At 61.5% G+C, this 18,782-nt stretch carries 17 protein-coding genes and 1 pseudogene; 15 read left to right on the top strand and 3 right to left on the bottom strand.

Annotation, left to right across the window (positions count from 1 at the left end; genetic code table 11):
• Positions 1-354 precede the first annotated feature (354 nt).
• Positions 355-1,326, top strand: a complete 972-nt coding sequence (locus tag V1279_RS11030) for a Bug family tripartite tricarboxylate transporter substrate binding protein (RefSeq protein WP_334435301.1) — start codon at positions 355-357, stop codon at positions 1,324-1,326.
• A gap of 55 nt (positions 1,327-1,381) precedes the next feature.
• On the opposite strand, the gene V1279_RS11025 is transcribed toward V1279_RS11030, so the two are convergent.
• From V1279_RS11025 to V1279_RS11015, 3 genes are read right to left on the bottom strand one after another with little or no spacing between them, the layout of a single operon-like run.
• Positions 1,382-2,215: an N-acyl homoserine lactonase family protein gene (locus V1279_RS11025; RefSeq protein WP_334435298.1), complete on the bottom strand. Its 834-nt coding sequence runs from the start codon at positions 2,213-2,215 to the stop codon at positions 1,382-1,384.
• A 23-nt stretch (positions 2,216-2,238) separates the two neighbouring features.
• Positions 2,239-2,616: a carboxymuconolactone decarboxylase family protein gene (locus V1279_RS11020; RefSeq protein ID WP_334435295.1), complete on the bottom strand. Its 378-nt coding sequence runs from the start codon at positions 2,614-2,616 to the stop codon at positions 2,239-2,241.
• A 48-nt stretch (positions 2,617-2,664) separates the two neighbouring features.
• Positions 2,665-4,008, bottom strand: coding sequence for an MmgE/PrpD family protein (locus V1279_RS11015; RefSeq protein ID WP_334435293.1), 1,344 nt, complete (start codon positions 4,006-4,008; stop codon positions 2,665-2,667).
• Between the two features lie 183 nt (positions 4,009-4,191).
• Here V1279_RS11015 and V1279_RS11010 point away from each other — a divergent pair, with 183 nt between their 5' ends.
• The 14 genes and pseudogenes from V1279_RS11010 to V1279_RS10945 all read left to right on the top strand — a co-directional run bounded on the left by V1279_RS11010 (position 4,192) and on the right by V1279_RS10945 (position 18,764).
• On the top strand, positions 4,192-5,085 hold the full coding sequence (locus V1279_RS11010; RefSeq protein ID WP_334435291.1) for an NAD(P)-dependent oxidoreductase: 894 nt from the start codon (positions 4,192-4,194) through the stop codon (positions 5,083-5,085).
• Positions 5,086-5,118: 33 nt separating this feature from the next.
• Positions 5,119-6,516: an MmgE/PrpD family protein gene (locus V1279_RS11005; protein ID WP_334435289.1), complete on the top strand. Its 1,398-nt coding sequence runs from the start codon at positions 5,119-5,121 to the stop codon at positions 6,514-6,516.
• 115 nt (positions 6,517-6,631) lie between these two features.
• On the top strand, positions 6,632-7,582 hold the full coding sequence (locus V1279_RS11000) for a branched-chain amino acid ABC transporter permease (protein WP_334435286.1): 951 nt from the start codon (positions 6,632-6,634) through the stop codon (positions 7,580-7,582).
• A pseudogene (locus V1279_RS10995) lies at positions 7,579-9,373 on the top strand (branched-chain amino acid ABC transporter ATP-binding protein/permease). Before V1279_RS11000 ends, V1279_RS10995 begins: the two are co-directional and overlap by 4 nt.
• On the top strand, positions 9,360-10,067 hold the full coding sequence (locus V1279_RS10990; protein WP_334435280.1) for an ABC transporter ATP-binding protein: 708 nt from the start codon (positions 9,360-9,362) through the stop codon (positions 10,065-10,067). The pseudogene V1279_RS10995 and the gene V1279_RS10990 overlap by 14 nt, the downstream one beginning before the upstream one ends.
• 26 nt (positions 10,068-10,093) lie before the next feature.
• Complete coding sequence (locus V1279_RS10985) at positions 10,094-11,350, top strand: ABC transporter substrate-binding protein (RefSeq protein ID WP_334435277.1); 1,257 nt, start codon at positions 10,094-10,096, stop codon at positions 11,348-11,350.
• A 36-nt stretch (positions 11,351-11,386) separates the two neighbouring features.
• Complete coding sequence (locus V1279_RS10980) at positions 11,387-12,622, top strand: ABC transporter substrate-binding protein (RefSeq protein ID WP_334435274.1); 1,236 nt, start codon at positions 11,387-11,389, stop codon at positions 12,620-12,622.
• A gap of 31 nt (positions 12,623-12,653) precedes the next feature.
• The gene (locus tag V1279_RS10975; RefSeq protein WP_214486147.1) at positions 12,654-13,034 is read left to right on the top strand and encodes a carboxymuconolactone decarboxylase family protein; all 381 of its coding nucleotides are present in this window, start codon (positions 12,654-12,656) and stop codon (positions 13,032-13,034) included.
• Positions 13,035-13,049: 15 nt separating this feature from the next.
• Entirely contained in the window at positions 13,050-13,823 is a 774-nt protein-coding gene (locus V1279_RS10970) for an SDR family oxidoreductase (RefSeq protein WP_334435267.1), read from the top strand.
• A gap of 33 nt (positions 13,824-13,856) precedes the next feature.
• Positions 13,857-14,597, top strand: coding sequence for an SDR family oxidoreductase (locus V1279_RS10965; RefSeq protein ID WP_334435265.1), 741 nt, complete (start codon positions 13,857-13,859; stop codon positions 14,595-14,597).
• 28 nt (positions 14,598-14,625) lie between these two features.
• Entirely contained in the window at positions 14,626-15,342 is a 717-nt protein-coding gene (locus V1279_RS10960) for a GntR family transcriptional regulator (RefSeq protein WP_334435263.1), read from the top strand.
• Between the two features lie 58 nt (positions 15,343-15,400).
• Entirely contained in the window at positions 15,401-16,369 is a 969-nt protein-coding gene (locus tag V1279_RS10955) for a tripartite tricarboxylate transporter substrate-binding protein (RefSeq protein WP_334435261.1), read from the top strand.
• A 1,083-nt stretch (positions 16,370-17,452) separates the two neighbouring features.
• A complete protein-coding gene (locus V1279_RS10950) occupies positions 17,453-17,779 on the top strand; it encodes a hypothetical protein (RefSeq protein WP_334435259.1) in 327 nt (108 codons plus the stop codon).
• Between the two features lie 205 nt (positions 17,780-17,984).
• Complete coding sequence (locus V1279_RS10945; protein WP_334435257.1) at positions 17,985-18,764, top strand: response regulator transcription factor; 780 nt, start codon at positions 17,985-17,987, stop codon at positions 18,762-18,764.
• The last annotated feature ends 18 nt before the right edge of the window (positions 18,765-18,782 follow it).

The following is an 18,782-nucleotide window of genomic DNA, read 5'->3' as shown; positions in this document are numbered from 1 at the left end:
GATCGAGCAGCCAGCATCGCTCGCGGAGCGCACATTCATTGGCTTACCCCGCCCCCTTATAGACGAATTACATTGCCCCGGAATCTGGCCGGGCATGACCGAATGTTGCTGCTCGACCGCTATTTATGTCGAAAGGTGTCCAAGTGAGCTGGGGAGAGCCTTCGTTACAAATATTTCCCTCTAATCTGCTCCGTCCCATGCTTCCGTTCGAACGCCTTGCCACTCTCGCCGAGCCGGCTCGCCTTCGGTCGACAAGGTCTTTCCGACGCGCGAGCAGCAACCACGCTAGCTCAACTTGTCTGCGGGCGAGGCTGAGATATGGTCACAACAATAAGAAATTTCAGGGAGCGGATAATGGCAAAGCATTTGATAGCAGCGGCCCTTTTTCTCATGACGGTCGGAATGAATGGCGCAGAGGCTCAGGACTATCCCTCAAGAACGGTCACGGTCATCGTTCCCTTTGCCGCCGGCGGGCCGGCCGATGTCACGGGCAGGATCGTCGCTGACATCTTCAGCCGCCATCTTGGCCAGAAATTTGTGGTGGAGAATGTCGGGGGTGCCGGAGGTACCACGGGAGCGCTTCGCGCCGCCCGCGCGCCGGCCGACGGATACACGATCCTTTCCGGTCATCTCGGCACCAATGCGCTGGCGCCGGCGTTCTATCCGAATTTGGGCTATGACCCGCAAAAGGACTTCGCGCCGATTGGGCTGACGGCCGAATATCCCGAATTGCTGGTCGTCCGAAAGGACTTCCCCGCCAATAGCCTCAAGGAATTTGTGGCTTACGCTAAATCCAACCCAGACAAGCTCAATGTCGGGCACGCCGGGCTTGGCTCGGTATCCTATATCGGCTGCCTGCTGCTTCACGCGGCGATCGGCATCAAGCCGACGATGATTCCATTTACCGGCACGGCGCCGGTGTTGAATGCCATGCTGGCGGGTCAAGTCGACTATGAATGCGATCCCGTGCTCGGAACGCTGAGCCAGGTGCAGGCAGGCAACGTCAAGGCGCTGGCGGTCGCCGCGAAGAAACGCAGCCCATTGCTGCCCGATGTACCAACCTCCCACGAGCAGGGCCTGCCCGAATTCGATATTGCCCCGTTCTACGCGGTGTTTGTGCCAGCCGGCACGCCGCAGGCGGTGGTCGACAAGCTTGCGGACGCCCTGAGCAAAGGGCTCAACGAGGAGGCCGTGCAGAAGCGGTTGACCGATCTCGGCGCCGAGAGCGTGGAGCAAAGCCGCCGCGGACCGCAAGCCCTCGCGAACCTGGTCAAAAGCGAATCCGCACGGCTAATGCCGATTCTAAAAGCCGCGGCGGAGAAATAAGCACGGCATCGCGCCTCGAAGGCACTCGCCTCCGTCGAAATCGTATCGAGATCGGCTAGTGCTCCGACAGGTAGTCAGCGCGAACGGGCGCGGCTCCCGATGGCGGCACGTCGAGGCGTACGGCAATGCCCTCTAATTCCGGGCTCGGGGCCGGATATAGCTTCATCACGAGCGGATCATGGCCGGGAATGACGTAGCTCTCGTCCGGCGCCAGCTTCAGCAACCGGTCGAACCCCTCCATCATTTCGCCGATATGAAGAGCGGTCGTAAACGGACGTTCACTTGCCATATTCTCATAAAAGTGACTGACGTCGGAGGCCAGCACGACAAAGCCCCGGCGGGTCCGAACGCGAACGAACTGAAGTCCGGCCGAATGGCCTCCCGCCGCATGTATCGTAAGGCCGGGAGCGAGTTCGGCGTCGCCATCGTAGAACAAGACGCGGCGTGCATAGTTGAGCCGCACGATTCCGCAGACATCCTCGACCTCGAATGAATGCGACAGCCTCGGATATCGCATAAAGCGCCCCGTGGCATACGCAAGCTCGCGCTCCTGGAGATGGAATCGCGCGCTCGGGAACCGATCGAAATTGCCCGCATGGTCGTAATGCAAATGCGTGAGGATGACATCTTCGACCGCATTCACATCGATGTCGAACGCGCTGAGCGTCTCCACCGGACAGCGCAGGAATGTCCGTTTCCGCTTCTTCGATACCTCCGCGTTGAAGCCGGTGTCGATGACGAAGGTACGCCCTCCTCCTTTCGCCACCCACATGAAGTAGTCCATCGGCATCGGCCCGTCGTGCGGGTCGCCGCCGATGAAATGGTCGCTGCGCCGCGCCTCCCGGGTGGCGTAGCGGATGGCAAAGAGCTCGTACTCCTGCTCGACCATGTCACCTCCGGATGGACCGGCAATCACTTCGCATCGACCTCGTTGAACGCTTCGCGCGCGTTGCGGAATGCGTCGATTCCCGCCGGCACGCCGCAATAGACGGCGACCTGAAGCAGGATTTCCTTAATCTCTTCCTTCGTAAGACCGTTCTTCAGCGCGCCCTTCACATGCAGCTTCAATTCATGCGGCCGGTTGAGGGCGCCGAGCATTGCCAGATTGACGATGCTGCGCGTCCGGCGATCAACCCCGGGCCGCGTCCACAACGCACCCCAGCAAAATTCGGTCGACCATTCCGCCATCGTCCGGGTGAATTCGTCGGCGCCTGCGATGGATTTGTTGACGTAGTCCTCGCCGAGCACTTCCTTGCGGACCTTCAGGCCCTTGTCGAACAACTCACTCATCGTTGGCTCCTTCCATCGTTTGAGAACTGTTTTTCAAGGCGGCGCGGCTCAGCCGTGCGCCCTCATCAGGCCCGAGACGTCCGCAAGCGTGTCGAGACGCCAAACATCGTCGATGATGCGATCTGTATCCCAATCGGTTCCACCCAGCCGCGCGCAATCGCGCAATTTCGCTTCGATATCACGATCCGACAGCGGGTCGGCAAGACTGCCCTTCGCTTCCATCACGATCTCGCTGAACGTCTCTCCCGACGTCAGATGGATAGCGACGCGCGCGGCACCATCCGGAAGCGAAGCGTCAAGCGCCGCCCTCACCTTCTGGCGCAGGGACACGATGTCCGGCCGAAATACGGTCGCGTCTGCGAACTCAGTGACGCCGGCCGCACCCAACAGCAGCGCACAGGCGGCGCAATGATGAATGCTGACCCGTGCATCGCGTTCGTTGCGAACCGGCCGGTCGCCACGCGCCAGCAGGAGCGCGGAGCCCTGCACCGTGATGGACGCGATATCATCGATGCGCCGGTTCAGCTTCGCCCGCAAACTGAAGCAGGCGTCGATCACCGCATGAAACACGATGCCCGCCGGATAGGGCTTGTAGGAATTCTTCGCGATCTCCCAGGCCTTGCCGAGACCGCCCGTCAAGCGCGCAATATCGGGTTCGTCGCCCATGGCGCGGGCCCAGCCGAGCGGTCCCTCAATGGCCCGTGGTGATGCCGAATAGCCTTCTGCCGCGAGCAATGCCGCGAACAGGCCATTGCGCGCCGCGTTGCCGACGCTGACATTCTTGGCGGCGCTGGGCAGGTTTTCGACGATCCCGGCCGACTGGCTGGCGGCAATTCCAATCGCATTTGAAATCTGGTCCGCCGAAAGCCCGAGCAGTTTCGCGCAGGCTGCGGCCGCACCGAACACCCCGCAAGTCGAGGTGATGTGCCAGCCACGCGCGTAATGTCCCGGAGACACCGCGTTGCCGACGCGGCATTCGACCTCCACGCCGAGAATGAACGCCGTGAGAATAGCCTGCCCCGAAAACCCTCGCGCTTGCGCCAATGCCAGGACCGGCGCTGCGACGGGCGCCGCCGGATGAATGATGGTGTCCAGATGGGTATCGTCAAAATCGAGCAGATTAGCCGAAATCGCGTTGACGAACGACGCAGCCAGCGCATCGAGCCGTTCTGGACGACCGATGACCGCGGATGTCGCGGTGCCGCTGAACGGCAACAACGTGCGCAACGCGGCGGTGACAGCAGGGTCATTCGCCGACCCAAGCGCGGTCGCGAAAAAGTTCAGGATCGAGCGTTTCGCTTCGTGATTTTGCGCGACGACATCCGCCCACACCGTACCGGCAACGAAATTGGCGAAAATTGTGCCGGCGCCTTGCGCTTCATCTTGCCGCACTGAGCGAATTCCTCGGACCCTTGTTTTTCCGACCCTATTCCGGCGCGACAGGGCCTGTCGACAAGAATCTTATGCTTGACAGATTGACTGACAATCTTGAAATTCGGCGAAACGCGACCGGGGAACTCTGGTGCGGCAAGAACAAGAATGCGCCCGTGCTTGCGGCGCGACAGGGAGCGAATCATGGCAGCGGAAACAATCGGCTTTGTCGGAACGGGTCGCATGGGCGGGCCGATGGCCGGGCGCCTGCTCGACGCCGGCTATTCGCTGTGCGTTTACGATTCGCAGAACGAGGCGACAAAGGCGCTGGTTGCGCGTGGCGCACGGCTTGCGAAATCGCCCGCCGAAGTCGCATCGAGCACCGATCTCGTGCTGTGCAGTCTGCCGACTCCCGACATAGTCAAGGCGGTTGCGCTGGGGCCCGATGGAATTGTTGCCGGAAACCGCGCCACGGTTCTGATCGACCTTTCCACCACCGGACCCGGCGCCGCCAAATTGATCGCGAAAGGGTTCGAACCGAGGAACCTGACGCTGGTCGATGCGCCAGTCAGTGGCGGTATCAAGGGCGCGGTGAATGGCACGCTCGCGGTGATGGTGTCCTGCCCGAAGGCGACCTATGACCGGGTTGAGCCTATCCTGAAGCACTTTGGAAAACTGTTTTACACCGGCGACAAGCCGGGCACGGCGCAGACGGCAAAACTCGCCAACAATCTGATGGCCGCGGCAGCCCTGGTGATCACCTCCGAAGCGGTGGCGATGGGCGTCAAGGGCGGCGTCAATGCCAAGGTGCTAATCGACATCATCAACGCCAGCAGCGGGCGCAACAGCGCCTCCGAAGACAAATTCCCCCGCGCCGTGCTTCCCGGCACCTTCGATTTCGGATTTACCACCGGCCTCTCCTACAAGGACGTGCGGCTCTGCGTCGATGAAGCCGAAGCCATGGGCGTCCCGATGGTCTGCGGCTCGTTGGTCCGGCAGATGCTCGCGATTACCAACGCCAAGTACGGCGCGTCATCCGACTTCACCTCGATCGCGAAAGTGCTTGAGGAATGGGCCGGCGTGGAAATGCGCGGCTAGACCGAAGCCGCCAGCGCGCGAGGGGCGATTGCCATGACGATCGGATCGACCGGACCAGGCGAGGTTTCGTTGGCGCGAGCGCTGACGCGCACCGCGCTTGCCGTCGATCCCCATTGCTTCGATGGCGAAGTCATCGCCAAGGCGAAGATCTGCCTGCTCGATTTTCTCTCCTGTGCCTTCGAGGCGCGGAACCACCCGTGGAGCCGCCAGGCGATCGGCATCGCACGCGCGGTCGGAGACGGCGCAACCATCATCGGCACCCGCACCGTCGCCTCACCGGGCGACGCGGCTTTCGCGAACGCGACCATGGGCCACGGCCTGGTGCGCGAAGACATGCACGCCGCCAGCATCTGCCACCATGGCGTGGTTATCTGGCCAGCCCTGCTCGCTTTGTCGGAACGAACGCCGCTATCCGGCGCGACATTCCTTGGCGCCGCAATCATCGGCTACGAGGCCGGCGCGCAGATCGGCCGCGCGCTCTTTACCACCGACCTCGCCCGCCTCTACCGGCCGACCGGCCTTGTTGCGCCACTCGGCGCAGCGTTGGCGGGAAGCTATGCTCTTGGCCTTACCGAAGATGCCGCAACCAGCGCAGTCGCCATTGCCGCCAACACATCGTCCGGCTTGAACGAATGGCCGCGCGCGGGCGGCTCCGAGATGTATTTCCATCCGGGCTTCGCCGCGCGCAACGCAATTGCCGCGATCGAACTGGCCGAGGCCGGCGCCCTCGCCTCGGAGACGATCCTTGAGGGCGAGGCCGGATTGTTCGCCGCCTTCCGCCGTCAGCCTGCCCCGTCCGAGATCCGATTGTTTGCCGGCCCGCAGCCCCAGATCATGGCCGTCTACAACAAGCCGGCTCCCGCCTGCAATTTTGCACAGACCGCGGCGCAGACAGCCCTGCGCGTCGCGCGCCAACTCGGGACATCGGAGGACATCGAGACAGTTTCGATCCGTGTCCCGGAGGCAGCGGCCCGCTACCCCGGCTGCGACTCCAAAGGGCCATTTCACAATGCACTGCAGGCAAAAATGAGCATTCCCTTCAGCGTCGCTGCGGTGCTGGCGCGCGGTGCGCTCGAAGAAGACAATTACGCTGATGTCGGCGATTCCAGGATACTCCGCCTCGTTGAACGGACCGATCTGCAAAGCGCGCCTGATCTCACCGCCGCATTCCCGGGCAACCAGGGCGCCGAAATCTTCATTGGTCTGCGCAATGGAGCGACCGTCCATCACCGCCTCGACAACGTGATCGCCGCAACGCCGGACGAAATCCGCGCCCGCTTTCGGCAGGCTGCTTCCGACGTCATCGGCGGCAAGCGCGCGCGGCATCTGGAAGAACTCGTCGACGATTGCACGTCGCTTGCGGACAGCCGCGTCATCGCCGCATGGTGCCGGCTTGAGCCGACCGAACAACGGCTGCGGCCAGCATCATGATCGATAGCGATAAACGGAAATTGGGGAGCACGATGTTCAAACCGGAAATGGCCAAGACTGCCACACCTATAGGCGGCGCGAAACCGGGATACTCCCTTCCCGCGCGAGGTCTCCGGTGACCCAGGCGCTGGAAGGATTCCTGCAGGCGTTGTCCGCCGGACTCTTAATCGGCGCGGTCTACGGCCTGATGTGCGTCGGGCTCGGGCTGATCTTCGGCGTCATGCGGGTCATTAATTTCGCCCAGGGCGATTTCATGATGCTCGGCATGTACGCGGCGTTCTATTTCTTCACCGCACTCGGCGTACAGGCCACGTTCGGCAACACCTTCGGACCGTTCGTCGCGATCCTGCTGGCTGGCCCGGTGCTAGCCGTCTTCGGTTACTTCGTTCATCTTACCCTGATCTCGCGCGTATCAGGCATGCGCACCTCCTCGCTCGAGGGCGAGGGTCACTATGCCCAGCTCATCCTGACGCTCGGAATCGCGCTTATCCTGCAGAATGGCGGCCTGCTCGTGTTCGGCTCGGTACTGGCTTCGATCCGGACGCCGCTGTCGAGTTCGGCGTGGGAGCTCGGACCGATGTTTTACGACGTCAGCGTCTTCATCAACAAGGCGCGCGGGATAGATGCGGTTGTTTCGCTGGTGACGATGCTGCTGCTGACGCTAATGATCACGCGGTCGCGGATCGGAAAATCGCTGCGCGCCGCCGCCGATAATCCTACCGCGGCAACCTATATGGGGATAGACGTCGACCGCGCGCACCGCATTGCTTTTGCACTCGGCACCGGCATCACCGCGATTGCCGGCGGCCTGCTCGCCACCAACTATCCCTTTCACCCCTTTGTCGGCGTCGAATACGTCATCGTCATGTATGCGGGCGTCGTGCTTGGCGGCATGGGCAGCATCATCGGCGCCTTCTGGGGCGGCATGACGATCGGCCTGGTTCAGCAGATGTCGACGCTGATCCTGCCCACGCAATTGCAGAACGCGGCGATCTTCGTCGTGTTTCTGCTGATCATCTTTTTCCGCCCGCAAGGCTTCTTCGGGCGCATGGTCGAGAGGACATGACCATGCGCGGATGGCGTTCGCTGCTGCCTATCCTTGTCTTCACCGCGCTCTATGCCGCGGTGTCGCTGAGCGTGACCAATTCCTACTACCAGCTGGTGATGACGCTGGTTCCGGTCTGGGCGATCTTCGGCCTATCGTGGAACCTGCTTAGCGGATACACCGGACTGATCTCGTTCGGTCACGCCGCCTTCTTCGGCGTCGGCGCCTATACCGTCGTGCTTTGCCAGATCCATTTCGATCTGTCGCCGTGGGTAACGATCCCCATCGCGGCCATTCTCGGCGGTATCGCCGGATTGCTGATCGGCTTTCCAACCTTCCGCCTGCAGGGGCACTACTTTGCCCTGGCGATGCTGGCCTACCCGCTCGCCATTCTCTACGTGTTCGAATGGCTCGGCCTTCAGGAAGTCACGCTGCCAATCAAGCGCGACAATCCGATCGCCTATATGCAATTCGCCGATCACCGTCTCTACACACTGCTGGCGCTGGCCATGATGCTCGGCACCATCCTGTTGACGCGCGCGATCGAACGATCGCGCTTCGGCATGGCGCTGCTTGCGATCAAGCAAAATGAGGCGGCCGCGGAAGCCGCCGGGATCAACACGCTGGCCTGGAAGCTCCGTGCCGTCATGCTCAGCGGCGCCATCGCCGGAGCGGTTGGTGGATTTTACGCCGTCGTGCTGCTGGTGGTGACCCCGCAATCCGTGTTCGGCATGCTGGTGTCGGCACAGGCGCTGACGGTCGCCATGTTCGGTGGTGTTGGAACGGTCTGGGGTCCGGTGATCGGATCGGTGATCCTGATCCCATTGGCCGAAACGCTCAATGCCGAAGCGGGCTCGCGCTTTCCCGGCATTCAGGGGGTGATTTACGGCCTCGCTATCATATGCGTCATCCTTCTCGCGCCTGAAGGCCTGTTCTGGAAAGTGCGTGACTTCCTGCGCAAGCGGTCGGCGTCACCGGCTGCGGCGAAGCCGAGCGCGCCGGATGATGCCCCGGTTGCGGCTGCCGTCCCCGCCGCACCGGCGCCAGCGCGTGCCAAACGATCCACTGGGACAGGCGACGTCGTCCTCGAAGTCCGTAACCTGTCGCGTTCCTTCGGCGGGTTGAAGGCCGTGCAGGACGTCAGCTTCAAGCTACGACAAAACGAGATCCTCGGAATCATCGGTCCCAACGGGGCCGGCAAGACCACGCTGTTCAACCTGCTGAACGGATTCCTGCGGCCGGGTACCGGCGAGATTTTGCTCGACGGACGCGAGATGTCCGGCCGCAAGCCGCACGAACTCTGCGAGGCCGGCATTGGCCGCACTTTCCAGATCATGCGTCCGTTCCTGCGCATGTCGATTTCGGACAATGTCGTGGTCGGAGCCTATGTGCGCGCCAGGACCGATGCCGAGGCAAGGAAGCTGGCGGCCGATGCGATTGCCCGCGTCGGACTGTGCGAGATCGCCGAGCGCATCGCGGGCGAACTCACGACCAAGGAATTGCGGCTGATGGAACTCGCCCGCGCGCTGGCCGGACAGCCACGCATCCTGCTGCTCGACGAGACGCTCGCAGGCCTCGGACATGACGAAGCCAACGAGGTCGTTGCAGTGATTCAGCGCGCTTGCCCGCGACGGCATGACGATCGCGATCATCGAGCACACGATGCAGGCGATGGTCCGCCTGGTCGACAGTTTCCTGGTACTCGACCACGGCGCCGTGATCGTTGAGGGCGAACCTGAAGCGGTCACCCGCGACAGCCGCGTCATTGAGGCTTATCTCGGCAAAAAATGGGTGGCGCATGCTCCGCATTGAAGGGCTGACCGCCGGCTACTCCGCGATTCCGGTGTTGAACGGTGTCTCGATCAAGGTCGACGAAGGTCAGTTCGTCGCGATCGTCGGACCGAACGGCGCCGGCAAGACCACGCTGTTCAAGACGATTTCCGGCATCGTGCACCCGAGCGCGGGAACGATCACATTCGGGGATCACGACCTGCTGTCGATCCGGCCCGCGCAACGCGCGCATCTCGGCATCGCCCACGTACCGGAAGGCCGTCAGGTCTTTCCTTCGCTCACGGTGATGGAAAACCTCGAAATGGGCGCGATGACCGAGGCCGGCCAGCGCGACTGGAAACACAACATCGAGCGCATCTTCGAATGGCTTCCCATCCTGGCCGAGCGCCGCGGCCAGTTCGCGGGCACCCTCTCGGGCGGACAGCAGCAGATGCTGGCGATTGGCCGCGGGCTCGCAGGTTCGCCCAAGCTCCTGATGCTGGATGAACCCTCGATGGGTCTCGCGCCGACCATCGCAGATTTCATCTTCGAACGGCTGATCGAAATTCGCCGGCAATCAAACTTGACGATCCTGCTGGTCGAACAGCGCGTGGCGGAGGCGCTCGAGTCCGCCGATCACGGCTACGTCCTCGAGGCCGGCCGTGTCGCGCTCGAAGGCAACAACGAAACCTTGCGGGCGGACGACCGCATCCGCAAGGCCTATCTCGGCATGTAACCAACAACACCATTGAGAGGACGAAAATGGGCCAGGACAATGCATCCGACAATATCTCAAGGACGTCGCTGACGCGCCGAACCGTGCTCTCAGGTGCAGCCGCCGTCGGTCTGTCGACGGTGGCGCGCGCGCAGCAGCCGGCCGAGGTCAAGGTCTGCCTGATCGTGCCGTTGTCCGGCATCTATACCCGTCCGGGCCAGGTGATGCGTATGGGTGCCGAGATGGGCATCGAGCACATCAACGCGCAGGGCGGTATCAAATCGCTCGGCGGCGCTAAGATGAAGCTCGTCGTGATCGATTGCGGCGACACCACGGAAAAAGCCAAGAACGCAGCGCAGCGGATGGTGGCCCAGGAGGCCGATCTGGTTGCGGCGACCGGATCCTATCTCAGCTCCTTCACGCTGGCGGTGACCGAGGTTACCGAGCGTGCCGAACTTCCGATGCTCACGCTGTCCTATTCGGACTTGCTGACTGAACGCGGCTTCAAATTTATCTTCCAGACCGCGGCGCCCGCGAGCCGGCAATCGGAGCTTGGCCTGCCCGAACTGATGAAGCTTGCCGAAGCCGCATCCGGCAAACGCCCGAAAACGGTAGCGATGCTGATGGACAATACGGCGACGTCGGTCGCGACCGCCAAGGCGCTCAAGGAGAAGATCTTTGCGCAGGAAAGCCTGCAACTGGTCGTGGAGGAAGTGTGGACGCCGCCGCTTTCGGACGCCACGCCGCTGATCCAAAAGGTCAGGTCGGCTCGTCCGGATTTGCTGCTGTTCATGCCCAACGCCATCTCGGACGCCAAACTCGGCCTCGAAAAAATCAACGAGTTCGGGCTCGGCCAAGGCAAGATTCCAACTGTCTCCTTCTCGATCACAATCGCCGAACCCGACATGCTGCAAAGCGTCAGCACCGACGCCGTGCAGGGCATCATGACGGTCGTCGCCAACTGGGGCTCGAAGGGCCACGAAGCCCTGATCGCCGAGTTGAAGGCGAAGTACAAGGAGCCCTGGATGACGCAGAACGTTATCTCGACCTATGGCGACATGTGGCTGATGAAGGCAGCCCTCGAACAAGCCGGCAAGGCCGACCGTCTTGCCGTTGCGCAGGCGTTCCGCACCATGGATGGCGGTCCGTCGAAGCACTACCCCGGCGGCCAGCTCAAGTTCGACGAAAAGGGCCGCCGTGTCGGCGCCGGCGTCGTCATTGTGCAATGGCAATCCGGGGTGCCCGTCACCGTCTATCCGTCCGACCTCGGATTAGCTGCTCCGTTCTGGCCGAAGAAAGCTTGATCGCAACGCGTTTCAACACTTCAGGGAGGAATAGTCATGACAAAGAATACCCGGGTCGCATTGACGCGGCGCAGCCTGCTCGCCGGGGCATCCGCCGGTCTGATCTCGTCTCGCGTGTGGGCTCAGCAACCGTCCGAAGTGAAGGTCGGATTGCTGGTGCCGATCTCGGGCCTCTATGCGCGCCCGGGAGCCGTGATGCGCCACGGTGCCGAGATGGGAGTCGAACACATCAATGCGCAGGGTGGCATCAAGTCGCTCGGCGGCGCCAGGCTCAAATTGGTCGTGCTCGATTCCGGCGATACGACCGAGAAAGCCAAGAACGCCGCGCAACGCATGGTCGCCCAGGAGACCGATCTGGTGGCCGCGAGCGGCGCCTATCTGAGTTCATTCACGCTGGCCGTCACGGAAGTCACGGAACGGGCCAATCTTCCGCTCCTCACCCTCTCCTACTCCGACCTGATTACCGATCGCGGCTTCAAATATGTCTTCCAGACATCGGCTACGGCGGGATCACAGGCAAAGCAGGCGTTGCCGCAGATCGTGAAGCTGGCGGAAACGGCCTCAGGCAAGAAACCCAAGACGGTCGCGATCATCACCGACAACACGGCAGCCTCAGTTTCCTCGGCAAAGGCGATGCGGGACGGCCTGCTCGCCGAAAACGGGCTGCAACTGATCGTCGACGAAACCTTTACCCCGCCGCTCGCCGATGCCACCCCGCTGGTTCAAAAAATCCGGTCGGCGAAACCTGACCTTCTGTTCTTCCTACCGACCGTGATTTCCGACGCCAAGCTGCTGCTCGAGAAGATGAACGAGTTTGGCCTCGGGCAAGGCAAGATTCCGACCATCTCGTTCGGCATCGCCATCGCCGAACCCGACATGCTGCAGACCGTAAGCCCAGAACTGCTGCAGGGCCTCCTCACCTGCGTCGCCAGCTGGGGCGCCAAGGGGCACGAGGCGCTGATCGCCGAACTCAAGACCCGCTACAAGGAGCCCTGGATGACGCAGAACGCGATCTCCACCTATGGCGACATGTGGGTGATCAAGGACGCGCTCGAAAAAGCCGGCAAGGCTGACCGCGTTGCCGTCGCCGACGCGCTGCGCTCCATGGATGCCGGTCCCTCCAAATATTACCCGCTCGGCGAGATCAAGTTCGACGAAAAGGGCCGCCGCGTCGGCGCCGGGATGACCATCGTGCAATGGCAGTCCGGCGTACCGGTCACGGTATTCCCGCCGCAACTGGCGCTCGCGCAGCCGTTCTGGCCGAAAAACTAGCTGCCGAAAAACTAGCTGATTGGAAACCGACATGGACAAGGCGACATACGATCGAGGCCTCCAGATCCGCAAGAGCGTGCTGGGGAACGAGTTCGTCGACAAGGCGATCGCATCGGCCGATGACTTCAACCGGCCGATGCAGGACCTCACGACGGAATATTGCTGGGGCTACGTCTGGGGCCGCGAAGGCCTTTCGCACAAGACCCGCAGCTTTCTCAACCTGGCGATGCTGTGCGCGCTGAACCGGCCGCAGGAACTCAAGACCCACGTGCGGGGCGCACTAACCAACGGCGCCACGCGCGAAGAGATACGCGAGGTGTTCATGCAGGTCGCGATCTATTGCGGCGTGCCGGCCGGCGTAGACGCTTTCCGTAACGCCAAGGAAGTGTTTGCCGAACTGGACAAGAAATAGCCGAGGCCTGAGACGATGTTGAAGGGCAAATGGGCTCTCGTGACCGGGGCAACGGCAGGCTTGGGCCTGGCCGTGGCCGAAAGCCTTGCCGGCGCGGGAGCCAGCATTGTCCTGCATGATTTGGTCGAACCGGCCCAGACGCGAGATCGTCTTCGCACGCAGTTTGGCGTCGAGGTGGTCAGCATCGCAGCCGACCTGTCGCAGCGCACCGCCATAGAAGCGATGATGGCCGACCTGCTCGGCCGCACCAGCGCGGTCGATATCCTGGTGAACAATGCGGTGGTCCGGCATTTTTCACCGGTCGAACACTTCCCGCCGGAACGATGGGACGAGGCGCTCGCCGTCAACCTGTCGGCCCCGTTCGACCTGATCCGTCTCGCATTGCCCGGGATGAAAGAGCGACGCTGGGGCCGCATCATCAACATGGCCTCGATCTATTCGACCCGCGCCGTCGCGGACCGCATCGACTATGTGACCACCAAGACCGCCATCCTCGGCATGACCCGTGCGGTCGCAATCGAAACCACGAAGAGCGGGATTACCTGCAACGCGCTGTGCCCGGGCACGCTGCCCACGCCGGCCATTCAGGTAAAAATCGCAGGGATCGCGGCCGACAAAGGCCGCACCATCGACGAGACCACAAGCGACTATCTGGCGACGCGTCAGCCGACCGGACGATTTGTCGCCATGGAAGGCGTCGGCGCGATGGCGGCCTTCCTGTGCAGCCCGGCCGCGCAGGACATCACAGGAGCAACGCTGCCGATCGATGGGGGCTGGTCCATCGCATGAGCGCCATCGGCCGTCCGCCACAGGAGATACGCAATGACTGAAGCATCGAGCCGAAATGCCGTGGTAACCGGCGCCGCCGGTGGCATGGGTCGCGCCATTACGAAAGCACTGGTCGAAAGCGGGCGACGGGTCGTGCTGGCTGACCGCGACCCGGCCTCCCTTCGCGAGTTCGCCGCCGAAATGGGCGACAAGACATTGCCGATCGAACTCGATATTACCGACGCCAAAGCCGTGGACCGCCTGCCCGACCTCATCCCGGACGCCTTCAAGCCTGTCGACATCCTCGTCAACAACGCCGGTCACGACATCGGCGGCCGGACGCGCTTCGATGCCGGCGCGGCCGACGATTGGTCCGCGATCATACAGACCAATTTGATCGGCCTGATGCGGGTGACCCGTAGCCTCCTGCCCGACATGGTCAGACGTAACTCAGGCCACATCGTCAATGTCAGCTCGATCAATGCCGTACGCATCGTTCCCGACATGGCCGCTTACAGTGCCAGCAAGGCGGGCGTCCACATGTTTACCGGGACGCTCCGTGGAGAGCTGGCGGAAACGGCGATCCGGGTGACCGAAATGCAGCCCGGCTTGACCAGGACCAACATCATCCTCACCCGCTATCGCGGCGACCGGACCAAGGAAAAGGACTATTTCGACCAGTTCAAGATGGCGCTCGATCCGGCCGATATTGCCCGGTCGATCGTCTTTGCGTTGGATCAGCCGCCGCATGTTCAGATTGCGGAGATGATGATTCTGCCCGTAAATCGCTATTGAACCAATGCCGGTACCAAGGCGGTAGACAATGGATAAACGCGGTGAATTGCAATGCACGCTCCGGATCGAGGACGTTCCGACCGTCCGGTCGAGGGTCGCCCAAAAGCTGCGTGAAGCGATCATGTCCGGGACCCTGAAGCCAGGCCAGCGCCTGATCGAACGTGAACTTTGCGAGATGACCGGCGTGAGCCGCCCGTCCATTCGCGAGGCGCTTCGGCTGCTGGAGGCCGACGGCCTGGTCAACACGGTCCCCCATCGCGGTCCCGTCGTCAGCACCATCAGTCTCGAGGAAGCAAAACAGCTCTACGCGGCGCGTGCCGTTCTCGAGGGATTTGCCGGACGTGAATGCGCACGCCTGCGCGATCCCGCTGTCGTTCGACGGATCGGCGATGCACTCTCCAAACTGAAAGCCGCATTCGCCGATGGCGACCTGATGACGGCCCTCGAAGCCAAGACGGAGTTTTATGCGGCGCTTATCGGCGGCTGTCAGAACGCTTTCATTGAACGAATGCTCAGGCCGCTGCATGACCGGATCACGCTGTTGCGGATTACCTCGATGTCGCAGCCGAAGCGCATCAACAAGAGCCTGCGCGAGGTCACCGCGATCTGGCGTGCCATCCAGAGCGGCGATCCTGATCTTGCCGAGCAATGCTGCGTCGATCATATCAAGGCAGCGGCCGTGGCCGCGCTCAGCATGATCGAGCAATCATCCGCGTCGAACGAGAAGGCGATCGCCGATGAGTGACCAGTCCTTATTCCAATCAAGTTGTTTCAAAGGGCCACGAGGCCAATAGGAAGTTGTCATGAGGTTTGTAAGCGTTCTGCTGATGCTGTTGCTGTCGCCCGTACTGCCGGCATTCGCCCAGGAATTCCCGAGCCGGCCGATCACGCTTGTCGTGCCGTTCTCGGCCGGCGGCCCAGGCGACGTAATTGCCCGCCTGCTCGGGACATCGATGAGTGCGACACTGAAGCAGGCGATCGTTATAGAAAACGTCGTCGGCGCCGGTGGCACCCTCGGTACCAATCGTGTCGCCAAAGCCGCGCCTGACGGTTACACCCTGCTGCTGATGCATGTCGGCCAAGCAACCGCGCCCGCTCTCTACGCGAAATTGCCGTTCGACCCAGTCGGCGATTTCGCGCCAATCGGTCTCGTCACCGACGTACCGATGATCCTGGTGGCGCGCGCGAACTTTCCAGCCAAGGACCTGAAGGAGCTCGTCACCTACGTGCGCGCGCAGGGTGATAAGGTCACCTACGGCAATGTGGGGCTCGGTTCCGCGTCACATCTGTGCGGGCTGATGTTCATGAGCGCCATCGAAGCCAAGCTCACACCTATCTATTACAAAGGTGGCGGTCCCGCGCTGAACGATATCATCGCCGGTCACATCGACGTCTATTGCGATCCGGCCACCGGGCCGACGCCCTATATTCAGGCCGGCACCATCCCGGGCTACGCCATCACCAGCAAAAAGCGCGTCCCGACCCTGCCGAACGTGCCGACTTCGGCGGAGGCCGGAGTGCCGAAGTTTGAGGTCACGACCTGGTACGGGCTGTATGCACCACGCAATACGCCGAAGCCGATCATGGACGCGCTCGTCGACGCCCTGCAAAAAGCGCTGAAGGACCCGCCCTTGGTCAACCGCTTCGCTGAACTCAGCATGGCTCCCGTCGAGCAGGAACGCGCAAGGCCAGCGGCGCTCGAAGCCCTCCTCAAGAGTGAAATCGACCGATGGGGTCGGATAATCAAGGATGCCGGCATTACTCCGCAGTAAAAGCCGACTCGCTCGCAGCACGGCGTTTTCCCGATGGTCGGCGCAGCTCTTGCTTCACTTCATTTCAGCAGATCATCCCTCGAAATGAGTTCGTCGCAAAGATCCGCTTTCCTTGTTTCTGAAGCAGCCCTCCCTTGAAGCATCAGCCTGCTACTGACACTGCAGAGGGTTCAGTTCAGCTTGCTCACGTTGGTGCCGTTTGATTTTCTTTGATCTCCCGGTGCACACATCGTGCACACACCGCTCTCTAACTATTTGAAAATCATGAACTCTCGCTCCAATCCATCATGGGGAAGTTTGAGCTAGGTCAGCCAACCGGATACAGCCAAATCCAACATCAGGCCACATCGGCCGCTTTGCGCAAAAAGCGGTCGACTCCGAATTTCGTCAATGAAGGTCATGCGCCGCTTAGTCGAAGCCCGCTCTATGACCCGCCTTCGGCGCGCAAAGTTAACACGTCGGCATTTACGCGATCCGAACCCAGGCGAAGCCTGCGCTCGATGGAGCGCACGCTATCGTGCGCCATTCGCAGGACGGCAGTCGCAATGATGTCCAGCAAGGCCGTAATGATAGCGCAAACCGGGTGGAGTCAGATATCGACCTGCTGAGCAGCTTCGCCCGATCCACCACGAAAACCTGATGCGAACTGTAATGCGCCGGCATAGCGATGTAAGAGCTTGCCGCGGCGAAGGACGGGCGTTTAACAAGCAGTTAATACTTTTGCGCAAATGATAGACAACCAGCGCAACATTAGATCGCCGCAAGAAGTGCGAGCGGAACTCAGGCCCCTTATGAGGGATTAGCATGAGAACGCTTCTCATTGGTGTTATGGCTGCGACCCTGGTTGGCTGTAGCTGCCTTTTACCGCCGCAAGCGAGCATGGAAGCATGCACGGACGCGAGCGGGTCCGGCTGTCTCAACGGGATGGCGGTCAGTCGGTCGATTGAACCGGCGTCAGCGTCATCCAGGACCAATTCCGCGACAACAAAAGTCAAGTCCACGATCGCGACGAAGACGGAACAGCCGTCGATTGCCCACGCCCGTGACAAGCCCCAACCCGCTGAGAAAAAGGCGAAGTCCCCCATGATCGAAGCGAAAGTCGAGGCTCCGGCATCTGGTCGGCCCGCTGAGACGTCCGATCCAGTCATTGTCAAGGCGAAGACCACGATTGCTGCGAAGTTGGAGGACCCGGCGTCCGCCGAGTTCGGTGAGATGAAACGGGCCATCCGCAAAAATACGCTCGGGAAGTCCGTCGACACCATTTGCGGCCGTGTCAAAGGAAAAAAGGCGGCGGGCGAAGATACCGGAGACAGGCCGTTTCTATATCTCGTGACGGAAGATGAAGCATACGTCGTCGATGGCCCCGCGAACTCGGCGGCGGCGAGCGCGTATCGCAATATTTGCAGCTAGCCTAAACAACAGAACCGCTGCCAATATCTATTGCCGCGGACCAGAAGGTCCTGACGACGTTCCTGCGAACGCACTCGAAAGTCGGGAGCAACGTCGCGATCAGCAGCAATTCGCTGCAGAGTGTGTGGGGCAGACTTTGCTCCATGGAAAATGGAAATCAAAACTGGTGGAGTGACTCAAGCCCTTCTCTGAATTCGGGGACATCATGGACGATTTTTCTAATCCCGCGGAACCAGCCTTGGTATCACAAAACTCGCCGGTGCTCGTGATCATCGAGCAACATGTCCTGGCGCGTACGTGCATCCTCAATATCCTCAAGAGAGAACTCACTGGATTCGAGATCGTCGAGATGGCAACGACGAGTGGTCTGAACTGGCTATCAGGCAGAGAAATCCGCTTGATTGCGCTGAATATCGGGGACAAGCAGATCACTGACCCTTCGATCGAGGATAGCCTCGCCCTCCTCGCAGAATCCTGCCCGAAAGCGTCCGTTGCTGTGTTGTCAAATCGCGACGACGACGCGACGGCTTCAGCTGCGATGCAACGGGGAGTGCGTGGCTTTTTTCCGACATCGATCCCGATCGAAGTCGCTATCGCCGGACTACGCCTGGTTCTTGCCGGTGGGGTCTACCGACCCCTACCGATCATTGGGCAAGATGGAGCGTCAAGCCTCAAGGCGATATCGGAATGCTCCGACGCGCCCGAGCTATTCGGAACTAACGAGGGTAACGGCGCCACCGCGATTGTGCCGGAGAAGGCGATGGTCGACCTTACGCCACGCGAACAACACGTGCTCGAGGCGCTGCAGCTCGGCCTTCCCAACAAGTTGATTGCTGTCAGGCTCAACCTTTCGGAAAATACCGTAAAAATGCATATTCAACGTATCATGCGAAAATGCTCCGCGCACAACCGCACCGAGGCGGTCGTTCGCTGGAGCCGGCGAGCCAACGGTCATGCGCAGCCCTCACGGGTGCGGTCATCTTGAGAGCTGCCTGAGCTCACA

Origin of the sequence: Bradyrhizobium sp. AZCC 1610 (assembly GCF_036924515.1) — a bacterium.
GTDB lineage: Bacteria > Pseudomonadota > Alphaproteobacteria > Rhizobiales > Xanthobacteraceae > Bradyrhizobium.
The sequence above is the reverse complement of the archived record's forward strand: the minus strand, read 5'-3'. Positions and strand labels throughout refer to the sequence as shown.

Coding starts and splice junctions, on each gene's coding strand:
- V1279_RS11030 (WP_334435301.1), top strand. CDS start 355: ATGGCAAAGCATTTGATAGCAGCGGCCCTTTTTCTCATGACGGTCGGA.
- V1279_RS11025 (WP_334435298.1), bottom strand. CDS start 2,215: ATGGTCGAGCAGGAGTACGAGCTCTTTGCCATCCGCTACGCCACCCGG.
- V1279_RS11020 (WP_334435295.1), bottom strand. CDS start 2,616: ATGAGTGAGTTGTTCGACAAGGGCCTGAAGGTCCGCAAGGAAGTGCTC.
- V1279_RS11010 (WP_334435291.1), top strand. CDS start 4,192: ATGGCAGCGGAAACAATCGGCTTTGTCGGAACGGGTCGCATGGGCGGG.
- V1279_RS11005 (WP_334435289.1), top strand. CDS start 5,119: ATGACGATCGGATCGACCGGACCAGGCGAGGTTTCGTTGGCGCGAGCG.
- V1279_RS10990 (WP_334435280.1), top strand. CDS start 9,360: ATGCTCCGCATTGAAGGGCTGACCGCCGGCTACTCCGCGATTCCGGTG.
- V1279_RS10985 (WP_334435277.1), top strand. CDS start 10,094: ATGGGCCAGGACAATGCATCCGACAATATCTCAAGGACGTCGCTGACG.
- V1279_RS10980 (WP_334435274.1), top strand. CDS start 11,387: ATGACAAAGAATACCCGGGTCGCATTGACGCGGCGCAGCCTGCTCGCC.
- V1279_RS10975 (WP_214486147.1), top strand. CDS start 12,654: ATGGACAAGGCGACATACGATCGAGGCCTCCAGATCCGCAAGAGCGTG.
- V1279_RS10970 (WP_334435267.1), top strand. CDS start 13,050: ATGTTGAAGGGCAAATGGGCTCTCGTGACCGGGGCAACGGCAGGCTTG.
- V1279_RS10965 (WP_334435265.1), top strand. CDS start 13,857: ATGACTGAAGCATCGAGCCGAAATGCCGTGGTAACCGGCGCCGCCGGT.
- V1279_RS10960 (WP_334435263.1), top strand. CDS start 14,626: ATGGATAAACGCGGTGAATTGCAATGCACGCTCCGGATCGAGGACGTT.
- V1279_RS10955 (WP_334435261.1), top strand. CDS start 15,401: ATGAGGTTTGTAAGCGTTCTGCTGATGCTGTTGCTGTCGCCCGTACTG.
- V1279_RS10950 (WP_334435259.1), top strand. CDS start 17,453: ATGATCGAAGCGAAAGTCGAGGCTCCGGCATCTGGTCGGCCCGCTGAG.
- V1279_RS10945 (WP_334435257.1), top strand. CDS start 17,985: ATGGACGATTTTTCTAATCCCGCGGAACCAGCCTTGGTATCACAAAAC.